Source organism: Chitinophaga deserti (assembly GCF_003149455.1).
Taxonomy (GTDB): domain Bacteria; phylum Bacteroidota; class Bacteroidia; order Chitinophagales; family Chitinophagaceae; genus Chitinophaga; species Chitinophaga deserti.
Genome location: NZ_QFFK01000004.1, coordinates 184,951 through 209,087 on the forward strand (window position 1 = coordinate 184,951; position 24,137 = coordinate 209,087).

General features: G+C 51.5%; 16 protein-coding genes. 12 read left to right on the plus strand and 4 right to left on the minus strand.

The annotated features are described in order from the left end of the window. Positions 1-48 precede the first annotated feature (48 nt). Positions 49-2,622 (plus strand): alpha-L-rhamnosidase, encoded by a 2,574-nt coding sequence (locus tag DEV76_RS10550; protein WP_109697869.1) that lies wholly within the window; start codon positions 49-51, stop codon positions 2,620-2,622. Positions 2,623-2,703: 81 nt separating this feature from the next. Then, complete coding sequence (locus tag DEV76_RS10555) at positions 2,704-5,325, plus strand: glycoside hydrolase family 38 N-terminal domain-containing protein (protein ID WP_198652023.1); 2,622 nt, start codon at positions 2,704-2,706, stop codon at positions 5,323-5,325. Positions 5,326-5,411: 86 nt separating this feature from the next. Here the strand turns inward: DEV76_RS10555 and DEV76_RS10560 are convergent, their stop codons facing one another. Beyond that, positions 5,412-7,151, minus strand: coding sequence for a thiamine pyrophosphate-dependent enzyme (locus DEV76_RS10560; RefSeq protein ID WP_109697871.1), 1,740 nt, complete (start codon positions 7,149-7,151; stop codon positions 5,412-5,414). A gap of 153 nt (positions 7,152-7,304) precedes the next feature. Here DEV76_RS10560 and DEV76_RS10565 point away from each other — a divergent pair, with 153 nt between their 5' ends. From DEV76_RS10565 to DEV76_RS10610, 10 genes are all read left to right on the plus strand, one after another. Then, the gene (locus tag DEV76_RS10565; RefSeq protein WP_109697872.1) at positions 7,305-7,721 is read left to right on the plus strand and encodes a DUF4345 domain-containing protein; all 417 of its coding nucleotides are present in this window, start codon (positions 7,305-7,307) and stop codon (positions 7,719-7,721) included. Positions 7,722-8,038: 317 nt separating this feature from the next. Continuing rightward, positions 8,039-8,650: an RNA polymerase sigma factor gene (locus DEV76_RS10570; RefSeq protein ID WP_109697873.1), complete on the plus strand. Its 612-nt coding sequence runs from the start codon at positions 8,039-8,041 to the stop codon at positions 8,648-8,650. Positions 8,651-8,687: 37 nt separating this feature from the next. After that, positions 8,688-9,836, plus strand: coding sequence for a FecR family protein (locus tag DEV76_RS10575; protein ID WP_109697874.1), 1,149 nt, complete (start codon positions 8,688-8,690; stop codon positions 9,834-9,836). 175 nt (positions 9,837-10,011) lie between these two features. Next, positions 10,012-13,464, plus strand: coding sequence for a TonB-dependent receptor (locus DEV76_RS10580; protein ID WP_109697875.1), 3,453 nt, complete (start codon positions 10,012-10,014; stop codon positions 13,462-13,464). Positions 13,465-13,491: 27 nt separating this feature from the next. After that, the gene (locus tag DEV76_RS10585; protein WP_109697876.1) at positions 13,492-15,402 is read left to right on the plus strand and encodes a RagB/SusD family nutrient uptake outer membrane protein; all 1,911 of its coding nucleotides are present in this window, start codon (positions 13,492-13,494) and stop codon (positions 15,400-15,402) included. 30 nt (positions 15,403-15,432) lie between these two features. Next, entirely contained in the window at positions 15,433-16,638 is a 1,206-nt protein-coding gene (locus DEV76_RS10590; RefSeq protein WP_109697877.1) for a DUF4959 domain-containing protein, read from the plus strand. 29 nt (positions 16,639-16,667) lie between these two features. Then, positions 16,668-17,744, plus strand: coding sequence for a DUF4998 domain-containing protein (locus DEV76_RS10595; protein WP_109697878.1), 1,077 nt, complete (start codon positions 16,668-16,670; stop codon positions 17,742-17,744). A gap of 431 nt (positions 17,745-18,175) precedes the next feature. After that, a complete protein-coding gene (locus tag DEV76_RS10600) occupies positions 18,176-19,162 on the plus strand; it encodes a helix-turn-helix transcriptional regulator (protein ID WP_109697879.1) in 987 nt (328 codons plus the stop codon). Positions 19,163-19,297: 135 nt separating this feature from the next. Further along, positions 19,298-19,573: an HTH domain-containing protein gene (locus tag DEV76_RS10605; RefSeq protein WP_109697880.1), complete on the plus strand. Its 276-nt coding sequence runs from the start codon at positions 19,298-19,300 to the stop codon at positions 19,571-19,573. Positions 19,574-19,576: 3 nt separating this feature from the next. After that, positions 19,577-21,670, plus strand: coding sequence for a lanthionine synthetase LanC family protein (locus DEV76_RS10610; RefSeq protein WP_109697881.1), 2,094 nt, complete (start codon positions 19,577-19,579; stop codon positions 21,668-21,670). Here the strand turns inward: DEV76_RS10610 and DEV76_RS10615 are convergent. From DEV76_RS10615 to DEV76_RS10625, 3 genes are read right to left on the minus strand one after another with little or no spacing between them, the layout of a single operon-like run. Then, positions 21,634-22,461, minus strand: coding sequence for a metallophosphoesterase family protein (locus DEV76_RS10615; protein ID WP_109697882.1), 828 nt, complete (start codon positions 22,459-22,461; stop codon positions 21,634-21,636). The genes DEV76_RS10610 and DEV76_RS10615 overlap by 37 nt on opposite strands. Next, positions 22,461-23,000: a hypothetical protein gene (locus DEV76_RS10620; RefSeq protein WP_109697883.1), complete on the minus strand. Its 540-nt coding sequence runs from the start codon at positions 22,998-23,000 to the stop codon at positions 22,461-22,463. Before DEV76_RS10620 ends, DEV76_RS10615 begins: the two co-directional genes overlap by 1 nt. Then, positions 22,984-24,120, minus strand: coding sequence for a DUF4221 family protein (locus DEV76_RS10625; protein WP_109697884.1), 1,137 nt, complete (start codon positions 24,118-24,120; stop codon positions 22,984-22,986). Before DEV76_RS10625 ends, DEV76_RS10620 begins: the two co-directional genes overlap by 17 nt. Between the last annotated feature and the right edge of the window lie 17 nt (positions 24,121-24,137).

Consider the following 24,137-nt stretch of genomic DNA (forward strand, 5'->3'; position numbering starts at 1 on the left):
AGGATGCACCGGGACAGTTGATCCCGATGATTTTTTATATTGCGCGTAATGAAACGCGTATTCTTCCTTTGCAGCCTCTTTGCCGCACTGCAATCCTTTGGTGGGCAACCTGCCAGCCTTCGCTGTGAGCATCTGGTCAATCCTGTCGGTATTGACGCTACGCAGCCACGGTTTACCTGGAACCTAAGCAGCGGAATGCAGGCTGCCTGCCAGGTAACAGTACGATCAGGTTCTTCCATCATCTGGACTTCTCCTGTCATACACACAGATGCCGGCTTCCTCCGGTATGCAGGGCCTGCATTACAACCGTTCACCGCTTATGAATGGACGGTAACCGTTCATGATAAAGATCAATCCACTGCTTCGGCAACGGCAGGATTTGAAACCGGTATGATGCAGCAGCGGGAGTGGAAAGGCGCGTGGATCAGTGATGTGAATGATGTGGACCTTAAGCCCGCAGCACTTTTCAGAAAAGCGTTTAAAGCAACAGGGAAGATCCGCAGCGCCAGGGCCTACATCGCCGCCGCCGGTTTATATGAACTGTACATCAACGGCCAGCGTATTGGTGATCACCGGCTCGATCCCATGTACACCCGCTTCGACCGCCGCAACCTATACCTAACCTGGGATGTAACCCAACAGCTGCAATCCGGTGAGAACGCTTTGGGCGTGATGCTGGGGAACGGTTGGTATAATCATCAGTCTACCGCCGTATGGGATTTCCATAAAGCCCCCTGGCGTGCAAGGCCCGCTTTCTGTATGGATGTGCGTATTACGTATGAAGACGGGCGGGTGGAGACCATCTCCACCGGTAAAGACTGGAAAACCACTACAGGGCCGGTCATCTTCAACAGCATTTATACTGCCGAGCATTACGATGCAAGGCTGGAAAAAGAAGGATGGGCTGCTGCCGGTTACAATGATAAAGACTGGAAAAACGTACTCCTCCGCGCGGCACCTTCCCTGAACGTTACCGCTCAGGCCATGGCTCCTGTAGCTGCCTGCGATACCCTCCCTGCCATTACGTTCCGTAAGTTCAGTGATACGCGGTATGTGATCGGGCTTGCCCGGAACATCTCAGGTGTTTCGCAGATAAAGGTGAAAGGTGCTGCGGGTACAGTATTGCGTTTGCGCCATGCAGAAAGGCTGGATTCTTCCGGGCATACCGATCAGTCTAACATCGACGTGCATTACCGGCCCACGGATGATAAAGACCCTTTCCAGACAGATATATTTATCCTTTCCGGGAAAGGGGAGGAAACATTTATGCCGCGCTTTAATTACAAAGGCTTTCAGTATGTGGAAGTGGAAAGCAGCCAGCCGGTGGAGTTAAAAAAGGAAAGCCTGACGGGATATTTTCTTCACAGCCGCGTGGCGCCTAATGGATTTGTAAACACCTCCAACCCGGTGATGAATAAGATCTGGGAGGCTACCAATAACTCTTATCTCTCTAACCTCTTCGGCTATCCTACGGATTGTCCGCAGCGGGAGAAAAATGGTTGGACGGGCGATGCGCATCAGGCCATAGAAACCGCACTCTATAATTTCGACGGCATAACCGTTTACGAGAAATGGCTCAACGATCATTTCGATGAACAGCAGCCTAATGGCGTACTGCCTTCCATCATCCCAACTGGTGGTTGGGGGTATGAATGGGGGAACGGCCCGGACTGGACCAGTACCATTGCCATCATCCCCTGGAACATCTATCTTTTTTATGGCGATACCACGTTGCTGGCACGTTCGTACGACGGTATCCGCCGCTATGTGGATCATATCACAGACATCTCTCCATCAGGCATTACCACCTGGGGCCTGGGCGACTGGATACCCGTTAAATCCAAAACACCGGTTCCCTTCACATCCACAGCTTTTTATTATGCCGATGTGGTGATACTTGCCAAAGCGGCGAAGATGCTGGGTAAAACGGCAGATCATGCTAAATACACTGCACTTGCCGCATACATCCATCAGGCATTTAACGACCGCTATCTGAACCGTGCTGCCGGTATCTATGGCCAGGGTGTGCAAACCGAGCTGAGTGTGGCATTGTACTGGGGGCTGGTACCGGATTCCCTGAAGGCCAAAGTAGCGGCCAATCTGTACAAAAGGGTAGAAGCAGATAATTTCCACCTCGATGTGGGCCTCATTGGCAGTAAAACCATCCTTAATGCCCTCAGTGAAAACGGATTTGCCGATGCTGCCTGGAAGATAGCCGCGCAGGAAGATTATCCCAGCTGGGGCTGGTGGATGAAGAACGGGGCAACCACCCTTTACGAGAACTGGCCCATCAATGCCAAAAGCGATATTTCCCTTAACCATATCATGTTCGGAGAGATTGGTGCCTGGCTGTATAAAGGCGTGGGCGGGATATTCCCGGATGAAACGAAGCCCGGTTTCCGGCATGTAAAAATGATCCCTCACTTCGTGAAAGGGCTCAGTCAGTTTGAAGCGCATCATGATGGCCCTTACGGCCGCATTACCTCCTCCTGGAAGCGGAAGGGCCGTACCGTACAATATACCCTTACCATTCCGCCGAATAGTACCGCCACCTTACAACTGCCGGGTAAAGATGCCATAGCAGCAGGACCGGGTACGCACAGGTACGAGGTAAAGGAATAAAACGGGGGCTGGGTCAAAAAAGCATCTGTTTATATCAAAACGATGCAATATGTATTGGGCTCTGCGCGGTATATTCACGGTATGACCCGTATGATTTGCCGGCTGTTGCCCGTTTTATTGCTACTCATTGATCTCCAGAAAGCGGATGCGCAAAGCACACCGCCTCCTTCCCGTGTTACTGATGTATGGATCGTGGTGAAGAGCCACTTCGACCTGGGGTTTACCGACCTGGCCGAGAATGTGTTTGAACGTTACCGTACCGAAATGATGGATAATGCCCTTGGGGTAATGGCTGCTAACCGGTTATTGCCGGCAGAGCAGCGTTTCGTATGGACCGTTCCCGGCTGGCCTCTTTGGGCGCAGATGCTGGGACCGAAACAAACACCGGAACGAAGAGCTAAAATTGAACAGGCCGTAAGGGAAGGCGCGCTTGCTCCGCATGCCCTTGCGTTTACAACCCATACGGAATCACTGGAGCCGGAAGAAATTGTGCGGGGTATGGGCTATGCTGCTCAGATTGCCCGCAAGTACGGCCGCCCTTTGCCTGTTGCCGCTAAAATGACGGATGTTCCTTCTCACAGCTGGGTAATGCCAACCATTCTGCGGCATGCCGGTATCAAATTTCTACATATAGGCGTGAACCCTGCCAGTCAGTACCCCCGCGTACCACAGTTATTCTGGTGGCAGGGGGCCGATGGTTCAAAAGTATTGTGCGGTTATACCATCGATTACGGCAGCAGTTTATTACCTCCTGCAGACTGGCCCTGCCGCAACTACCTGTCGATGATTATGGCTGGTGATAACCATGGTCCTCCCAAACCGGAGGATGTGGAGAAATGGCGTAAAGAATATGAGACCAAAATGCCCGGTGTTAAAGTGCACTTCGGTACCCTCGACGATTTCGCCAATGCAGTATTGGCAGAAAAGCCACAGCTCCCTGTGGTACGGGGTGATATGCCGGATACCTGGATCCATGGCCTGATGTCGATGCCGCAGGCTACCATCGCAGCGAGAAATGCCCGTCCGCTGGAATCCTCACTGGAAACATTCGATTCGCATGTAAAAGCCTGGGGCATTACTACCGGTGATGTTACCGCGCCGCTGGAAAAAGCATTTGAACAAAGCCTGCTGTATGGTGAACATACCTGGGGCATGAATGCAGAATATGGCCCACGGAGGTTGTATGGCAACGACTGGAAGAAATGGATGGCCGATCTGGAAAAGGAACCGCTGCCACCCGGTGGAGACTATTCCCGTTTGCCAAGAGGCAGCAAGCGTAAATGGATGCAGTCGTACGAAGATCATGCGGGTTATGCCAAGAATGCCGCAGCTATCGTGCATCATGAACTGGATGCAAGGCTTCAGCAACTGGCAGCCGCTGTCAGCAAAAAAGGGGTGTTGATTTACAACCCGCTCCCCTGGAAACGTTCCGGCATGGCTGATGTGAATGGCAAAAGTGTTTTTGTGGCAGATGTTCCGGCCAACGGGTATACAACCGTTACTATCGATACGCAGCAGGTACAGAAACAGGCTGCTGATGTTTTGGAAACACCCTACTTCCGCATCCGTTTCGATCTGAAGAAAGGAGGGATCATTTCCTGTATAAACAAGGCCGATGGCAGAGAACTGGCAGATACCTCATCCGGTTACGCTTTAGGGCAGTTCCTGCATGAAAGATTCAGCACGAAAGAAGTATACGACCGTTTTTTCTATAAATACTCCCGCATACACGATGGCTGGGGACTGAACGATATCGGAAAGCCGGGTATGCCCGATGCTTCTGTTATACCTTACAGTACCTACACACCGGCTTCCTGGAGCATGGAAGCAACTACATCAGCATCGGAAGATGTGGTGAAACTGACCGCACTGGAAACTGCTGGACTGGCAAACGGTTATTCCATTACCTTTTCATTCCCCAAACACAAACCATATATCGATGTGAGCTGGGATGTGAAGGATAAAACACCTGAAAAGCATCCTGAAGGCGGATGGCTTTGCTTTCCGTTCAGGGTAGAGGATGCCCGTTATATGATGGGCCGTCCGGGTGCGCCTGCAGACCCCGCTAAGGATTTCGTGGAAGGCACCAACCGTCATTTGCAGGCCGTAAGTACCGGCGTGCTGATTACAGGCGCTAAGGGAGGAGCAGGTGTTTGTCCCATAGATGTACCGCTGGTATCATTGGGAGAACCGGGCCTGTGGCGCTACAGCCAGCAGGATGTGGCACGCCGGCCATCGGTGTTCGTAAACCTGTATAACAACATGTGGAATACCAACTTCCCGTTATGGCAGGAAGGCAGCTGGCGTGTAAGGGTGCGGGTATGGCCGGCAGGTGAGAAAGACGGGGCTAAAGACCTGGCTGTTCAATCCTGGGAAGCACGCCTGCCATTGATGGCCATTGCCACGCAGGGCGGCGGGAAACTGCCTGCTTCAGCAGATGGACTGGAAGTATCCCGGAAAGGAGTACTGGTAACTGCTTTTGGTAAAAGCGCACTTTCCGGTGGCAAACAGGCGCTGCGGTTATGGGACCAGTCAGGAGAAGGTGGAGTGGTTACCGTCCGTTTCCCGCGTTCCATGAAATACCGTACGGCAACACCTGTAGATCTCCGTGGTGAGAGAACCGGGCCGCCGGTACAGATAAAGCAACAAGTGCTACGTTTGGAATTGCAGGCGTATGCACCCGCCAGCTGGTTACTGGATTAAAGTAATGGTGAAATGAAAAGCCTGCCGTGCACGGTTCTGGCAGGCAGGCTTGCGGTTGCCAGGGGTAACTGGCATGTGAGGGGTTTTCAAAGTAATTCCTTCGCGTGGCGGATGTTGCTTTTGATGGTTTCCCATACTTCTTCGAACTCGCCGTTCAGCATTAGTTTCGTCATAGTGGCTGCCATGCCTTTTACCTGTGCCAGCTTTATTTTAGGCGGCATGGCGAGGGCATTGGGATCGGTCATGATATTCAGTAATACGGGGCCGGTTTGTTGGAGGGCCTGTGCGATGGCATCCGTTACCCGGTCGGGCTGCGATATGGTGATGCCGGGTATTCCGTAAGCCTGTGCCAGCATAGCAAAATCAGGATTGTGCATGTCGGTTTGCCAGTCGGGCAGGCCGGCTACTTCCATTTCCAGTTTCACCATGCCCAGCGAGCGGTTGTTAAACACTACGATCTTTACAGGTAGTTTGTATTGGGCAATGGTGGCAAGATCGCCCGTGGTCATGGAAAGCCCGCCATCGCCGCACAATGCAATTACCATACGCTCAGGCGCACAGAGCGCGGCACCTATGGCCTGTGGTAATGCGTTGGCCATGGAGCCATGATTAAAGGAACCCAGCAGCGCACGGCCACCGGTAGAAGATATGTACCGGGCCGCCCATACACAGGTCATACCGGTATCTACTGTAAATATTGTATTGGGCGGAGCCTGATCATCGAACGTGGCGGCTACGAATTCGGGATGGATCTTGTTTTCGCTGCCGATATCTTTTACATAGGACTGCAGGCGGTCTTTCACCTTTTCATATATCTTCAGTTCATCTTCCAGGAAATCTTTATTGGTCTTTTGCTGCAGCAGGGGCAGCAATGCGGCAATGGTTTCGCGGATGGTGCCATGAAGCCCCTGGTGCAATGCGGCTCTGCGGCCCAGCCGTTCTGCCTGTGCATCGATCTGGATCACGCGGATATTATCGGGCAGGAAAGGCGTATAGGGGAAATCGGTGCCTAACAGCAGCAGGGTATCGGCATGGTGCATGGCATGATAAGCGGAGGGGAGCCCCAGCAGGCCGGTCATGCCTACTTCGAAGGGGTTATCGTGCTGCACGGCCATTTTGCCCCGGAAAGAGTATCCTACGGGCGCCTGAAGGGCATTGGCCAGGTCCAGCACCTCGGGGTGTGCACCGGTGGCACCTATGCCACAGAAGATGGTGACTTTCTCACTGGCATTTAATGTTTCCGCCAGCTGCGTCATTTCCTCAGATGATGGGATGATGCCGGATTGGGTGAGGAACAAGGAGTTGGATGTTTCTGCCTTTACTGCATCCTGTTCCGACACATCGCCCGGGAGGCCAAGTACGGTTACACCGTTACGGCTTACGGCAGTTTGCATGGCCATCTGCAGCATACGGGGCACCTGCGCGGGCGTGGTTGCCATTTCGCAATAATAACTGCAATCGCTGAAAAGCTTATGGATATTGGTTTCCTGGAAATACCCGGTGCCGAATTCCCCGGTAGGGATGGCGGAAGCAATAGCCAGCACAGGAGCGCCGGAGCGGTGTGCATCATAAAGGCCATTGATGAGATGTACATGGCCGGGGCCACAGCTTCCCGCGCAGCAGGCTATCTTACCCGTCAGCTGGGCTTCTGCTCCGGCTGCATAAGCAGCGGTTTCCTCGTGCCGTACATGGATCCACTGGATGCTGCCGTCGCGCCGGATGGCATCGTTGAGATGGTTGAGACTGTCGCCCGTGACGGCGTAAATCCTTTCCACACCTGCGGCGCGGAGCATTTGTACGATCTGTTCAGCTACGGTTTGGGCCATGGGATTATTCGATTTTCTCTGTTATAACAGGATTTAAGCGGAATGGTTCTCCCTGATTGGCACTCTTCAGGGTAAAAATCTTGGTAAGCGCCAAGATTTATGTTGCGGGCATAGGGCAATTTTGTGCCGTTAATAAATCAAATCTCATATAACATGAAGCAACAAAAAACACTCCTCATCCTTTCCCGCATTTATATTTTCTTTTCTGCGGCCAGCTTACTGTATGTGAGCATCATGGCATTTTTCAGTCCGCAGGCTGTGATGGATCTCGTACAGGTAAAGCTGCCTAACCCCGATTCTTTCAGTTCCATCCGCGGTGTTTACGGCGGTGTGGGCTTAACCATTGTAATTATGCTGGTGCGCTGGGCGCTGCGTGATCAGAAGCAGGGCCTGGTATTCCTGACCATGCTGTGGGGGTTCTATGCTTTATCGCGCCTGATGACCCTGGGCATTGAAGGGCCGCTTGGCGCATTCGGGCAGCAATGGCTCATGACCGAAACTATTCTCTTTGCCTTTGGAACAGTGTTGCTGCTGTTCCAGATGAGAGCCGCCCGTTTAGCAAGGGCGTAAACGATCTGCACATAGGCATGTGTGCGGAGAGATCCATACCGGCGGGCGCATGGCCTGCCGGTTTTTTTATTTGCATATCACTGCTGTATAATAGCGCCCATGCAAAAAAAGCATTGGTTATAATCAAAATCGGCCAGCATTCCTGTTGGGGAGGAAGATAAATTACAAACCGGACCATCCTGCCCGATGCAGGGACATTTAACCACATACCATATGAGAAAAGTTCAGCATGAAATTCCGCCTGGTGAAGTATAAACCGGTTTCACGGTACTATAAACATCTAAAATGTCCGGGTTTAAAATTTCAAAGCAGTCCACGTGATCGTTGAAACAGACAATTATCTGCATAGGGTAGCAGATGGCGACCCCTCCGCCTTCCGCCAGCTTTTTGACCGATATTCCGACAGGGTGTTCGGGGTAGCCATGAATTATACCAAATCGCATACTCTGGCCGAAGAGGCCGTTCAGGAAATATTTCTGAAGCTATGGACAAAACGTGCCTCCCTGCCGGCGATTGTACAGCTGGAATCCTACATCTTTATCCTTGCCCGCAACCATGTCCTCAATGTGCTGAGAGGCATCGCCCAGGAAAAAGCCTATTTACGTGAACAGCTGCAGACCGCAGTTCCGGAAGGGCCGCCTGCTCCGGCTTCCCTCGTTATGCGCAAGCAATCCCTCGAAATACTGGAAGCGGCGCTGCAACTCCTTCCGGCTCAGCAAAGAACCGTATTCCGCCTCACCCAGCAAATGGGGTACAGTCTTCCCGAAGCAGCGGCGGAACTGGGGCTTTCCCGCAATACTGTCCGCAATCACCTTGCCCGTGCCATGGCCTTCCTGCGCAGCCATGTAAGCAAACAGGAAAACATCATTCCGCTTATTTTATTATTTCCTGCAGAATTTTCTTCCTGGCACTGGTACACTTTGATGTAACCCGTGTCTTTATACCTGATTACATACCTGATGGTTCATGAATGATACTAACCGGGAAACTCCGGATTTTAATGTTTTGCTGGAGAAATATCTTGCCGGCAGTATTTCGGAAGAGGAAACCGGAATGATGTTCAGCATGCTGCCCGACAGCGAAAAGGAACTGGGAGACCATCTGATGGAAGCCCTGCATTCAGGCCGGTTCGACGGGCAAACGGATGCTGCCCTGCGCAACCGTCTCTTTGCCCGGTTACCCATCCACCGGCAGCGCCGCTTTCAGATAAACCGCTGGTGGCAGGCCGCCGCAGCTGCTGTACTAATAACGGTAGCAGGTACTTTGATCTGGACGGACCGGCATGCTGAGGTAAAGCAACCACAGGTTGCCGAAACGGTACCCGTCATCCCTGCCGGCAATAAGGCTGTACTCATACTGGGGAATGGCAACGTTATCCAGCTCGATAGTGTGGCTAATGGCACACTGGCGCAACAGGGAGGCACATCCGTATCTAAAGTGCACAGCGGCCTGCTGGCATATGGCGCCAACGATCCTGCTGCAGGCGGCACGGTATACCATACCATCGCAACGCCGAAAGGTGGTACCTATGCCGTGGTGTTGCCGGACGGGAGTAAAGCCTGGCTTAACGCCGCATCATCTATCCGCTTCCCCACTACATTCGATAATACAAGAAAGGTGGAAGTAACGGGTGAGGCATATTTCGAAATAACGAAGCATCCCGGTTCCAGGTTTGAAGTTTTGGCAAAAGGAACGAAAGTGACGGTTCTGGGAACGAAGTTTAATGTGAAGGCATATGCTGATGAACAGTCCACAAGAATCACACTGGTGGAAGGATCGGTGCGGTTTGCCGCAGGGCGCGACAGCTCACTGCTTAAACCGGGTGAGCAGGCTATTGCGGGAGATAACCAGTTCCGGATAGCTCCGGCAGATATGGAAGCAGTGCTGGCCTGGCGGAATGGGATGTTCCATTTCGATGACCAGCCCCTTGCTGACATTATGCGGGAGATAGGCCGATGGTACGATGTGGAAGTAAAATATTACGGCAATACCGCCAGCCGCCGCTTTACCGGCATTATGCGCCGCAGCGGAAGCATTGATGATGTGCTGAAGTTCATGCAGCTTGCCGGTATCAGCAGCGTAATAGAAAACCGGACCATTATTATGAAGCAGTAAAATCAATTTCACGTATACAGGCATGACCCAAAAAAAACCGTTCCATGAGGAAGACGGAACGGCTGACTATTGGGTGATGCCGGCCGGTTAAGCCGGTAATAAACAATTGTTGGAAAGTTTATTTATCAAACCCAAGTACCGCAACGATTTGACAGTGGCGGCCTAAAACAAATGTATGCATTTACAACCAAAGTCGTACCGGCCCGGAGGGTACGGTAAGCGCTTCATTTCAAAATTAGCCATGAAACTAACAGGGGCATTATTATTTACCGGGATCTGTTTGCAGGTAAGCGCCAGCAGCTTCAGCCAGCAGGTTACCCTGTCGGGGAAGAACCTGCGGCTTAAACAGGTATTCCGGGAAATCAACCGGCAAACCAGTATGCAGTTTTTCGTAGAAGATGAATTGTTGAAAGATGTAGGTCGAATTGATGTGGACATCCGTAACAAGCCGCTGGATGCCGCACTTAAAACCTGCCTGGAAGGGCTTGCACTGGACTATGCCATATTGGACAGTACCATCGTCATCACCAGGGCGGTGCCTCGCCCGCAGGCGCCGCCAGGCAGTGCCGAGATCGCTGTCATCACCGTTAAAGGTACGGTGACAGACGAGCATGGTATACCACTGCCCGGCGCCACGGTAAAGCTGAAAGGCACGGCCAAAGGTGTTGCCACTGATCCATCAGGGCGTTTCTCCCTCGAAGTGCCAGACAAAGGTGCCGTGCTGGTAGTGTCTTACATCGGTTATGAACCGAAGGAAGTAGCAGTAACCGGCACCGCCCCCATTTTGGTGGCGCTGAAACCGATCGAAGGAAAAGTGGAGGAAGTGGTGATCGTGGCGCACGGCCGGCAAAAGAAGTCGGAAGTGGTAGGTGCTGTTACGACCATCAAGCCCGCCGAGCTTAAGATCCCGGTAAGTAACCTAACCAATGCACTCGCCGGGCGCCTGGCAGGTGTAATCGCCTTTCAGCGCAGCGGTGAGCCGGGCTTCGATAATGCCGACTTCTTCGTGCGCGGCGTTACCACCTTCGGTTACCGGAAATCGCCCCTTATCCTCATCGATAACATCGAATCTTCGTCTACCGACCTGGCAAGGCTACAGGTAGATGATATCGCCAGTTTTTCCATTATGAAAGACGCTACAGCTACGGCGCTGTACGGCTCCAAAGGGGCAAACGGGGTAATACTTATTACCACCAAGCAGGGGCAGGAGGGAAGCGTTACCCTGTCTTTCCGCGCAGAAAATTCCCTCTCCCAATCTACCCGCAACGTTGAGATGGCAGACCCTATCACTTATATGGAACTGGCCAACGAAGCCATTTTAACGCGCAATCCACTAGGCGGACTGTTGTACTCCAAAGATAAGATCGAGAACACCCGCAAGGGCCTGGACCCCGTTGTGTTCCCGTCTACAGACTGGCAGAAGATGCTGCTGAAGAATTCCACCAACAACCAGCGCTTCAACCTCAGTCTCAGTGGCGGAGGCAAAGTGGCGCGGTATTATGTATCCGGCTCCATGAACATCGACAATGGTATCATGAAAGTGGATAAGAAGAATAATTTCAACAGCAACTCCAAGCTCAAATCCTATTCCATCCGCAGCAATATCAATATCAACCTCACACCCACTACGGAAATGACTGCAAGGCTCTCCGGGAGCTTCGATGATTATAACGGACCGCTGAAAGGAGGCGCCGATATTTATGCGCAGATCATGCAATCCAACTCCGTATTGTTCCCGGCATATTTTGATCCTACAGACGAAACGCGGTATGTCAAACACATCATGTTTGGTAATGCATCGGAAGGCAGGTACAACAACCCTTACGCCGACCTTATGAAAGGTTACCAGGAATCCAACCGCTACAACATCAATGCGCAGATCGGGCTGAACCAGAAACTGAATTTCATTACCCAGGGCCTGTCTGCAAGAGGAATGATAAATGTGCAGCGGAACGGCGCATTTTCAGTATCGCGTTCCTATAATCCGTTCTATTACATCGCCTATAACTACGACTATGCTACAAAAGGCTATTCCATCCGCCCTATTAACCTGGAAGACGGACAGTCGGACGCACCGGCCGGTACAGAATACCTGGGATATGAAGAAGGGCCTAAATCCCTCTCTGCAGATTTCTACAGCGAGCTGGCGGTGGATTACAGCCGCACATTCGATAAAGTGCATAGCCTGGGAGGCACGCTCGTTGGCATAGCAAAGAGCAGTCTTACCGGTAATGCCGGTTCCCTCCAGGGATCGCTGCCCTTCCGCAACGTTGGACTTTCAGGGCGTATGACCTATGTTTTCGACGGCCGTTACGCCGCCGAGTTCAACTTCGGATACAATGGATCAGAACGTTTCCATAAATCCCACCGTTTCGGGTTCTTCCCGTCTGCAGGCGTGGGATATACCATTTCCGAAGAGCGGTTCTGGGAACCCTACAAAAGCTGGATCCCCAAGCTGAAGCTGCGTGCCACATACGGACTTGTGGGGAACGATGCCATCGGCGACCCTACAGACCGTTTCTTCTACCTTTCCAATATTGATATGAAAGCCTCCGGTCTGGGTATGACCTTCGGCACCCTGAAGAATTACTCGCTGTCGGGCATCGGTATTTCGCGGTACGCAAATAACGACATCACCTGGGAGCAGGCCATGAAAACGAATATCGGATTTGAAATGTCGGTGTTGGGGAAAGTGAACATCGATATGGACATCTATCGCGAACAGCGTTCAAACATCCTTATGAACCGCGCATCCGTACCCTCTACCATGGGCCTTTCCGCAGTATCCCGCGCCAATGTGGGTAAGGCACATTCCCAGGGGATTGATTTTGCGCTGGACTTCACGCACCAGTTCACCCGTAAATGGTGGGCAAAGGGGATGGCCAACTTCACCTATGCTACCAGTGCGTTTGATGTATATGAGGAGCCTCAGTATAAAGAGACCAATAAACTGCATACCGGCCGCTCACTTAGTCAGCAATGGGGTTATATCGCCGAGCGCCTTTTTGTAGACGACCTCGATGCCAGGAATGCGCCCCGCCAAAGCTTTGGGCCATATGGAGGCGGAGATATCAAGTATCGCGACCTGAATGGAGACGGACAGATTACTGAGCTCGACCAGGCACCTATCGGTTTCCCTACCACACCGGAGATAGTATACGGCTTCGGCGTGTCATCGGGCTTCGGAAGGTTCGATTGCTCTGTCTTCTTCCAGGGCCTGGCCCGCGAGTCGTTCTGGATCGATGCGGAAAAGACTTCGCCCTTTATTGGTGAGCAAAGGCAATTACTGAAAGTATGGGCCGTTAATCACTGGAGCGAAGACAACCGGAATATCTACGCACTGTGGCCCCGTATGAGCATCGGTTTGAATGAGAACAATATCCAAACCAGCACCTGGTTCATGCGCAACGGCGCTTTGCTGCGGATCAAATCTGCGGAAATAGGGTATACGCTGCCTGCGCATATCATGAAAAGACTGCGCCTCACCAATGCCCGGTTTTATGTGAACGGAAACAACCTCGTCACTTTCAGCAAGTTTAACCTGTGGGATGTGGAAATGGGCGGCAATGGACTCGGGTACCCTATTCAGCGGGTATTCAATGCCGGCGTGATGCTGTCACTCAAATAACCCCTGCAAGTTCCACAACATCCTGACATGAAAAAGATAATTACCATGAAGATCATACGTATACTGCTGCTGGCCTGCCTGGCAACAATGGGGTCCTGCAACAAGTTCCTTGACATCATCCCCGACAACGTGCCCACGCTTGATCAGGCATTCCAGCTCAGGGCCACTGCTAAAAAATACCTGTTCACCTGTTACTCATATATCCCGCAACTGGGCGATGTGAGCAGCAATTATGCCATCCTCGGCACCCGGGAGATTTCTTCGCCTTACCCCGGCTCGCAATCGGGCATCCGGAATTCCATCATAGAGCTGGCATACGATTACCAGAACATTGTGAACCCCATCGCCAATTACTGGAGCGGTGGCGGGGACAGGGGCGGTACCCCTATGTTCGTGGCCATCCGCACCTGCAACACTTTCCTTGACTACATTCATAAAGTGCCCGATATACAGGAGCACGAACGCAAGCGCTGGATAGCCGAAGTAAAAACGCTGAAGGCATATTACCATTTCTGGCTCCTCCGGATGTATGGCCCGATTCCGATCGTGAAGGAAAGCCTGCCCATTTCTGCGGATGTGGAAGAAGTGCGGGTGAAACGGCAACCGGTAGACGAAGTGACGGCTTATATCGTGCAGTTGCTAGACGAAGCGAAAGCTGATCTTCCGCTTATAATTACCAACCAGCGGGAAGAACTGGGCAGGATGACGCAGCCTATAGCCCTCGCTATCAGGGCGTATACACTGATGCTGAATGCGAGCCCGCTTTTTAACGGGAATACTGACTATGCCGGGTTTGGCCACCAGGCTGGGCAGGCTTTATTCAATCCCAACTTCAGCCCTGAGAAGTGGACCCTTGCCGCCAAGGCCTGTGAAGAAGCCATCGCCTCTGCACATAACGCGGGCTATAAACTGCACCGCTTCGTGAAACCATTCGACCTGAAGGATATCAGCGATTCCACCCGCATTTGCATGGACATACGCGGGGCAGTAACGGAAGAATGGAACCCCGAAGTGATATGGACGCTCACACACAGCACTACCGGCAGCCTGCAGCGGCTCTGCGCTCCGAGGAACGATGTATATTCCTACACTATTTCACTCTGGGCAGCCAATATGAAAGCCTGCGAGATCTTCTATACCAAAAACGGGGTGCCCATCGACGAAGACCCTTCCTGGGATTACGCCAACCGTTACACCACGCTTAAAACAGTTCCTGCCACACATCGCAGTATCCTGAAACCGAACTATACTACCTCGTCTTTTAACATCGACCGGGAATACCGTTTTTATGCCGATCTCGCATTTGATGGATCGTCGTATTTCATGAAGCAGCGTTCCAGTGAAGACAACCTGCTGTACATTAATACCATGTGGGGTTCATCATCTTCCAACGGACTTTCCCGCACTTCGTTCACCGGTTACTGGCCTAAGAAGATCGTGAGCTGGAAAACGAGCGGCGATGGTGGTTCTTATGCGCCTGATGCCTACGCCTGGCCCGCAATCCGCCTGTCTGCCCTCTACCTCATGTATGCAGAAGCGATCAACGAGACCGAAGGCCCCGGGGGAAAAGCTTATCAGTATCTGGACAGTGTACGCACAAGAGCGGGGCTGAAAGGCGTGGTGGAATCGTGGGCCAACCATTCCCGCAATCCTTCGCGGCCTGCTTCCAAAGAAGGGCTCCGCGGCATTATCCAGCACGAAACCATGGCCGAATTTATTTTTGAAGGCGAGAATTACTGGAACATGCGCCGCTGGAAACGGCTGGACTATATGAACCGCCCTGTTACCGGCTGGGACATCCAGCAGAATACCCCCGGCATGTTCTACCGGATGCGTACGCTGTATACACCTAACAACACATACCGTGAGTACCTGGCGCCCATCGCGGAGCATGATCTCAACGTAAACCCTAACCTGGTGCAAAACCCGCTGTGGTAATCCCGTTTTTCCAACTTCAAACAATGTATCATGAACAAGCCATTCCGTTTTATTACATATAGCCTGCTGCTGATGGCCGGTATGATTGTATCCGCCTGCCAGAAGCAAACCGGCACCGACAGGGAACCCATTTACAAAAACGGTAAAAAGCCTTCGCCCGTAAAGAACGTACGTGTTACCAACTTCCCGGGAGGCGCTACCATTGTGTACGACATCCCTTCCGAACCGGAGATACTCTATGTACAAGCCGATTTCAGGATCAACGCTACAGCATCCCAACAGGTGAAATCATCCTATTACACCGATACCATTGTGGTGAAAGGTTTTGAGCGCGAGGGGGATTATAAAGTAACGCTTTCCGCCGTGAGCAGAAGCGAGGTAAAGTCTGACCCCGTGGAAGTTACCGTTCACCCCGGCATCCCGCCCTATCAAAGTGTGAAAGCATCGCTCAAAGTGTTCGGTGATTTCGGCGGGGCTAATATTGCATACGAAAACCCGACAGGAGGGGAGATCGCTATAATATCTCTCGTGGATACGCTGGATAAAGGCGAATATGTTTACACCCATTACACGAAGAATACCGCAGGGAACTTCTCCGTGCGGGGCTTCCGCTCGGGCGACCGTAAATACGGCGCCTGTGTGCGGGACCGGTGGGGCAATACTTCCGATACCGTTTGGGAAACTGTTAGGTCCATGAACGAAGTGGAGCTGGACCGTACCATCATGAACGAGCTGGTGCTGCCCGGAGACCAGACGGCCTGTTGCGGCTCCAATCTCAATGTGCCGCTCCGGAACCCTTACCGCGCTGCTGATTATTCCTTCTACGGTGTTAAAAATGCTAACGATTCCATGCCGCCGCGCATCACGATAGACATGGGCAAACCCGTAGTGCTGAGCCGCTTCCGGTATTATATGCGTAAAAACGGTGGTGCCGAATTCAGGAACGGTACGTTGCGCTTCTTCAAGCTCTATGGCAGCATGAACCCCAATCCCAGCGGGGCGCTAGATGGCAGCTGGACGCAGATAGGCGGCGTATATGAACTGGTGAAGCCTTCCGGTTTACCATACGGCCAGCAAAATGCGGCTGATTATGAGGTGATCGACAGTGGCTCCGAATTTACCATGCCGCTGCCTGCCGTTCCCATGCGTTACTTCAGGCTGGTATTGCTTGAAACTTTCAGCGGTGGCCTGGGAATGGAAATTTCCTCACTCAAGTTCATGGGAGATTATCTGTGATCCCGATTCCTGATTTTAAAACGATCCGAATGAATAAAAAATATTTGCTGCCGGTGATGGCAGTTATACTGATGGCGGCCTGTACCAAAATGGACCACGCCTATGCGCCTTACCTGGAAAACGGCGAACTGTTGTATCCCGGTGTGCCATATCAATTGGAAACACATTCAGGGAGAGAAAGGGTGGAGGTACAATTCACCCAGTCGAAGGATCCCAATATTACCAAATACATCCTGTACTGGAGCAACGGCCAGAAAAACATGGAAGTGAGTCCGGATAAGCAGAATGCTGTGATGAAAGTGATCATACCCGGACTTGCAGAAGGCGATTATACGTTTGATATCGTGGCCGTATATAAATCTGGTAATACCTCTACGCCAAAGTCTGCCATCGTGAGCGGGAAGGCGCTGGGCAGCAGGTTTGAATCAGAACTCTTTATCCGGAAGATACAGGCGTCTAACAGCCGGAAAGGCTTCGCGCTCCAATATTTCGAGACCGATGCCACCTGCAGGTATACGGATGTGACGTACAAAGATGCAGGTGGAATAATGCGGAAAAAACGGCTTACCGGTACTACTGCCCTGTTTGATACGCTGACGGATATCCATCCATCGGCCGTTTCTCTCATTTTCAGGACGGCCTATGTTCCCGCAAAATGTATTGATACGTTCTACGCGGAAGCTACAGTGCCTGTTAACCCGGCCTCCGGCAGCTTTGTTTGCACCGGCACGATGGTGGATTATACGAGTGCATCGCTCACCGGTCCATACCCCTGGAACGTTACATTGCGCCAAACGGGTGCACGCACGCTGGAACTGGTAGACGATGACCAAACGCATGACGTGTTCCACAAAATACTCAATGGTGGTTCTCCTTCGTACTACGGTTCTTTTGGCCTCGTATTTACGACAGACGCAGACAATAACATAACCGGCGTGGTGAACAAATACGGCCAGCCTGCCTCCAACGGACGCTCCGCCGAGCTGGACCCTTCCGGCATAAACAAATACGACCCTGTTACGAAAGTGTTGCAGGTGAAATACTGGATGAACCAGCCCGGCTCCACACACCGGACCCTGTTCGATGAAACGATGACTATGAAGTGATTAGGCTTACCGTCAATAAATTAATTGCCGGTTGCTGCATTTCCACTAATTAATATGTCGATTATGATAGTCCGCAGGCATCTGTCTGCGGACTATTTAAATTTCCGGTATCTATATAAGGGGATCAATACATACCAGAGCGTAAGCGATCTGCACATAGGTATGTGTGCGGAGTGATCCAAACTGCCGGGGGCATGGCCTGCCGGTTTTTATGTTTTCAGCGGGAGAGATTGGGTAGCTGTTATTGTTAAGGAATTATGAACTGTTTAATGGCTGTTATTTGAAATGCTTACGGAGAGAGGGTTAAATAGGATGGTAAAAATGCAGATCGTTTTTCAATATTAATAAATCATCAATTCTCTTCATGGCTGTATCCGGGAATAGTGGAATGCATTTACTTGCGCACAACCCAGATAGTGAGAACCCTCGATATGCCTATCAGTTCCCGGCAACCGTATCTGCGCTTCCCTGAAAAGGGCGCAGCACCCGGATTGCAACAGATCACCCGGCAGATACCTGCCGCTTATAAATCACTTCTTTACCCGTTTTCGGAAGCATGGATGGAATATTCTCCCACTGCGGATATCCTGCACCAGGTATTGCACATAAACGGATATACGGTTTGCAATCATATGTTCATGGCACATGAAAATGTAGTGCTTATGCCTGAATCGCCTGAGGCTGTCAATGTGCTGCATTTCATGCTGAAAGGCAGCATCCGCTGTAATGTGGAAGGGGCAGGCGCCCTTTGGCTGCGGGCAGGGCAGTTCGGCTGTTTCTCCATCAACGGCGGCGTACATGAAGCCTGGCTGGAAAAGGGGCAGGTATATGAATCTTTCCACATCGATATTTCCCCTGCAAGGCTTACGGCACTGGCGCCCCACCACCAGGCTTTTCGTTTGATGGAATCCGAAACGGATACTGCATTTGTAACCGCAGGTACGGGCATTGTGCCTCAGAGTGCTTATGCACATATTGAAGGAATACGCAAAATGCATCCCGGGCATGGCATGCATGAAGTAGCCCTGTCGGCCCGTATTGATTTGCTCATTGCGGAAACACTTCCGGAAGCGCAGCATAACGGATGGTACGGGCATGAGGGCGACGAAGCACTGTTTGCCACTATCCGCGCCTACATGCTCCATCACCTGGCTGAGCCTTTACTCAACAGTGATATTGCCAGCACTTATTGTATCAGTGAATCCAAACTGAAAACAGGCTTTCGTCAGCGTTTCGGGGAAGCTCCACAGGGCTGGGTGCGGCGCATCCGCATGGAAACTGCTTCAGAGCTCATACGCAACAGCACCTATACACTTCACCAGATCGCTGCCATGGTTGGGTATGCAGATTACAGTAATTTCTCCCGCCGCTTCCACGCGCATTTCGGGCATCCGCCCAGTTACCTGAAAAGACAATAAAATTGTCTTTTCGGCTATTTTATCTTTTTGTTAAATCATGGAAATTTATAGAGGAGACACAGGTGTTCTTAACCCAATAAGTATGTAAATATCGAACCGAAGCTTTAGACAAAACCCTTTACAACCCGAATTTCCATGACAACAGATACGCTGGAGCGACTGCAGCGCATAGACCATCTTATCCGTACCAAAGCCACGGGCACTCCGTCGAGGCTGGCAGAGCGGATCGGTGTATCGGAGCGTTGCCTTTATAAATACCTGAATCTCATGAAAGATTTCGGGGCGCCCATCAAATTCTCGAACGTGCGCCAGAGCTATTACTATGATGAAGACGGATCATTTATTGTTTCATTCTTTTTCAGGAAGGAAACAGGTTCCACCATCCTGTTTTTGTTCATTTTAAATTGTTGATCTATGCCTACAGTAACTGTCAGCATCCTGCCTGATGAAACCGTTGTGCCCCGGAAAGCCGAGAAAATCGGAGGTAAGCGTATAGGGTTCTATTACATCATCCTCAAAAGCCTGAAAGAGAGCAGGAAGAACGATGTGGTGAAGTGTTTGTATATCAAAAGTTTTACCCGTTTTGGTTACTGCGTTATCAAAGAAGGGTCGCAGGGTGATTCGAAAGATAAGAATGGGCGGGATATTCAGGACAGGCTGAGGTGGCAGCGGGAGCTGCATAAGCAACTGGGAGGGGCCATCCGGTTGCCAAGACTGATGGGGGAGTTCGAGGAAAACGGGAATTACTATCTCGTGATTGAACATATGAAAGGGAAGCCCCTGTATGATATTATCCGGCGCAGCCGTTCCCTGCGACAGGATTTACTGAATGGTAATGAGGAAGGAAGGAAAGTGATGCGCTACCTGCGTGAGGCAGTGGCTATCCTTGCATCGCTGCACGGAAAGCACATCGTACACCGGGATGCTACGTTGAATAATTTTATGGTCACAGCAAGCGGAAAGGTAGCGGTGATTGATATGGAATTAAGCTATTCAATCAGCGAGCATTTCCCGGAACCGCCTTTCGCGCTGGGTACATTCGGATATATGTCGCCTGAGCAGGAGGCAATGGCATTACCTACTGTTAAGGAAGATGTTTTTGCCGCAGGGGCCATGATCCTGTGTGCATGGAGCGGTGTTTCTCCGTATAAATTTACGGGGATGTCATATGAGTGGCTGGAGTCGGCCGTTCATTTTTTTGTACCTGATAAGCACATTGCATCATTGATCCTGCGCTGCATGCACCCAATGTCGGATGAGCGCCCCAATGCTATGGAACTGCTTGCTGCACTGGATGCATATAGTAAAGCGCCCCGGCAAAAGCAGGTAATCCAGCGGCGGAACAGCTGGTCGCCGGCTGCGGTGCATGATCTGTTAGCTTCGGGGATATCGGCACTGGGTAGTCCGCTGCTTTGCGATGCGGAGAAGGGGTGGTTTGCAGAACATATGACCCAAACGCCGGAAAGTGCTAACGGTATTCAGAAGGCCTGGTACGCCAGTTTCAATCGCGGAGTATCAGGCACATTGTTTTTCGTTGCCCGTGCAGCGGGTGCAGGCCTCGATGTTTCCGCGCTTACCACACCCATTGATCAGGCGCTCGGTATGATCCGGAATAAGTACGTTGATCGACTGGATAATAGTAATAATGGCCTTCACTTCGGGTCGGACGGAGTGGCTTATGCCTTATCTGAAACGATGAGCCAGGGGCTGCTGGGAGCTGAAGAGGCGATGCAGGCGCATTGGCCTGATATGTTGGCTCGTGTGGCGGAGAGTAAACATCTTATTGACGGACTGGCCGGACAGGGAATAGCGCGCCTGGCCTGCTCCCGCCATACAGATGTGCCCGGTGCGGGGATTATAGCAGCATTGTTGTATGAGCTTCAGGAAGAGAACGGTGGCTGGAAATCGAGGAGCAATAAGATAAGGCCTTACTTCACCAGCGGGATTTCCGGAATTATTTATTTCCTGCTTTGTTATTACCAGTCTGCCGGCGACCATCAGGCACTGAATGCCGCAATACGGGGCCTTCGTTATCTTACTGCCCCCCGGCAAAGAAGGAAGATATTTTCCGTTGCATGGAAGAAGGAGAGTACCGGGTTTTCTGATCATACCTGGAGCGAAGGGAGGACGGGCATTGCGCTGGCATATCTGAAAGCATGGGAAGTAACCAATGATGCTAAGTATCGCAGCGTAGCGGAAGAGTTACTGAATAATCAGGATGAAAGTGATGTGTGGAGGAGCCTGGGTTTATACAATGGAGTTGCCGGAATGGGTGAAACTTACCTGGAGGCCGCCCGAATCCTGAAGGATGAGCAATACCTGGTAAAAGCCCGCAATATGGTAGAGGTATTACTGATTTCAGCAAGGCCGGGGAGCCATGGTGCCAGCTGGTTTGTAGAGAAAGAGCGGCATCCTGTTGCCGGGCTGATGGTTGGCCAGTCGGGTGTTTTGCATTTTATGCTGAGAGCACTTTATCCCGGCAGGTTCGGATTTCCGGGATTGACCTGATCATACCCGGCACGGGGAAATAACCAGCGCCCTCCCTCCCTTAATATGGGAAGGGAGCTTTGTATGCTGTCCCTTTCTGGCCCTTTGTATAGCAGCCCTTCTCCTGTAGTGCCATCTACCAGTACCAGATTTTTAACTGAAAGCATTTTCCGTAACGCTTCCAGTTCGGGCTTATTTAAGGAAGAAGGAGATGGTTGTATCAGTGGCCGGGAACCTCCCGGTATAGCAGCAGCAACCGGCCATTGCGCCTGACCCTGCCAGCCGCATTGGACGATTGCGGTATTACCGATTTTTACATGAGCTTTCTTTGTCAGCAGCCACCGCTGTAATTCCATGTTACCGTCGAAAAGGATGGTGTATTGACTTACTGAATGATCACCGGCAGGTGCATATGGCGGCTGGTCAGATATCCATGTCCCGTTCATATGCTGCGCTTCCCGGAAACCCGGCAGGAAATGAAGGTACCCGATTTTCTTCGATGCGTTCGTTTGCAGCCCATACAGCCACCATAGCAGCCGGATGCTTTCTGCACTGCCGTCAAGACAATTGCCCAATACAACCAGATGGCCATCGCCATAAGACCAGCGATAGGCATCATTGATAACCCCCAGTTGCCGGAGTATTTCTGTAGTGGCGGCAAAGTTGCCGGGGATGCACGACATGATGGCCAGCTTACCCGGCTGAAACCAGAACGTAGGGTCACCCATGCTGTATTTTAACCGGATGGAAAAAGCGCCCGGTGCTTTCGGTACATCTGCCGTACTTATGGATATTTTAATAGCTCTTGACATTATTTTTCATTTAAACGGTACCCACGGAAAAACTCACGCAGATCTTCCCTGACGGTATGGGGCAGGGCGTCAATTTTACGGACCACTTTGCCTTTCGATAAATAGAAGAATGCCGGGTTTTCCCTGTATAGTTTACGACTCCCTGCCACATCTGTACTGTCATAGATCAACACGCCCGGTATATCGGGGATGCCCTGGTGGCCTGCGCTTCTGAAGTAGCCGCGGATAGATTTACGGCCGCCGTCGATGGAAAAAACGATGTAATGATTTTCAGGGATGTTCCCCCGGAATGCCATGATGCTGTCAATAGTTTTATCCCGGCAGGAAGGGCAGCTGGCTGCGAACGGCAGGATCATCACTGCAAGCGTGTCCTTACTTAACAGCGAGTCTGCTACAATCCCGGATAGTTCAACGGCCAACTCCTGCTGCCGGGCTGTGCTGGTAATTGTAGTATCGCGTGAAGGACCACTGGCAGATGTATTGCATGCTTCAGCCAGCCATAATAACAAAAGGAGAATCAGGCTATTTTTCATACGCATGACGGGCAGTTGGGTGGTGATAGTATTCCAGCCGGATAAACGGGATTTCATATTCATTTTTAGGCTGAATCCGGGCATATATGTGCCCGTCGGGAGTGAAGAGGAGTTCCTTCACCTGAATGCCATCAGGTACGTCCGATTCACCGATAATGCGGAATCCTTTGTCGAGGATCAGGAAGCGTAGCGTACCGTTGACCCTTTCCCTCCCGGATCTGACGATACGGAGATATCGCTGATGGAATGCATCGTAGTAAATTCCTGTGTATATAGCACTGTCCTGAGAAGCCGGGGTATCATCTGTCTGGTCGCCCGCATTGTTTTGCAGGGAAGCAAGTGCCGGCCGGGCCTGATGCCCGCTCCTGGCATACCAGGCATTGTGCAGCTGACCCAGATCGGTTTCATAGAGCATCGTATCTGCAGGGAAATTAAATACAAAGCTGCCGCTGGCATTGATGCAGAAATTGTAGCGTAGCAGTTTGTTTTCATAGCTGTTTCCCTGATATGTATCCGGAAGGGGATAATCAGATGTTACCGTGCCTGTTTGCTGATCGGCGATCCAAAGCACCCGCCATTGGCGGAATGCCTTTCGGGAGGCGCTGCTAATATCAGGGTAGCGTGACAGGTAAAGCTTCCCGTTCCTGATTACAGGCGGGTGCATGGGTGATATTTCCGGTTGCATCCCACCGTTGGCTTCAGCATAGAGCACCTTTTTGTGCACTTGCAGGGAACTGTCTGTCAGGTAAAAAGCATTTTTAGACAGCAGGAAGATGCTGTCGTACGTATGCAGGTATGCGGAATTGATAGAATTGGCGGAGAATACATTCCTGAGCAGGATTTTATTCATCAGCCGGCATGAGGGATATTGATATTCAAGAATGCTTTCTGATCGCTGGTCGAAGAATGCAATGATGGTTTCCCCATGCTGCTGCCGGATACTCCAGGATTCGATATCGCCGAAAGAATCTTCGTCGAGGGGAAAGCGGAGCGTATCGGCAGCAGGTATAATCGCCAGTGAGTCAATGGATGGTAGCCGGACATGCGTAACAGGAGGTTTATACCCCCGGTCTGCACAGGAAGGCAACATCATGAACGCCGCAAAGCAAAGGATGACCGAGCGCATAATGTAAATAAGGGTTA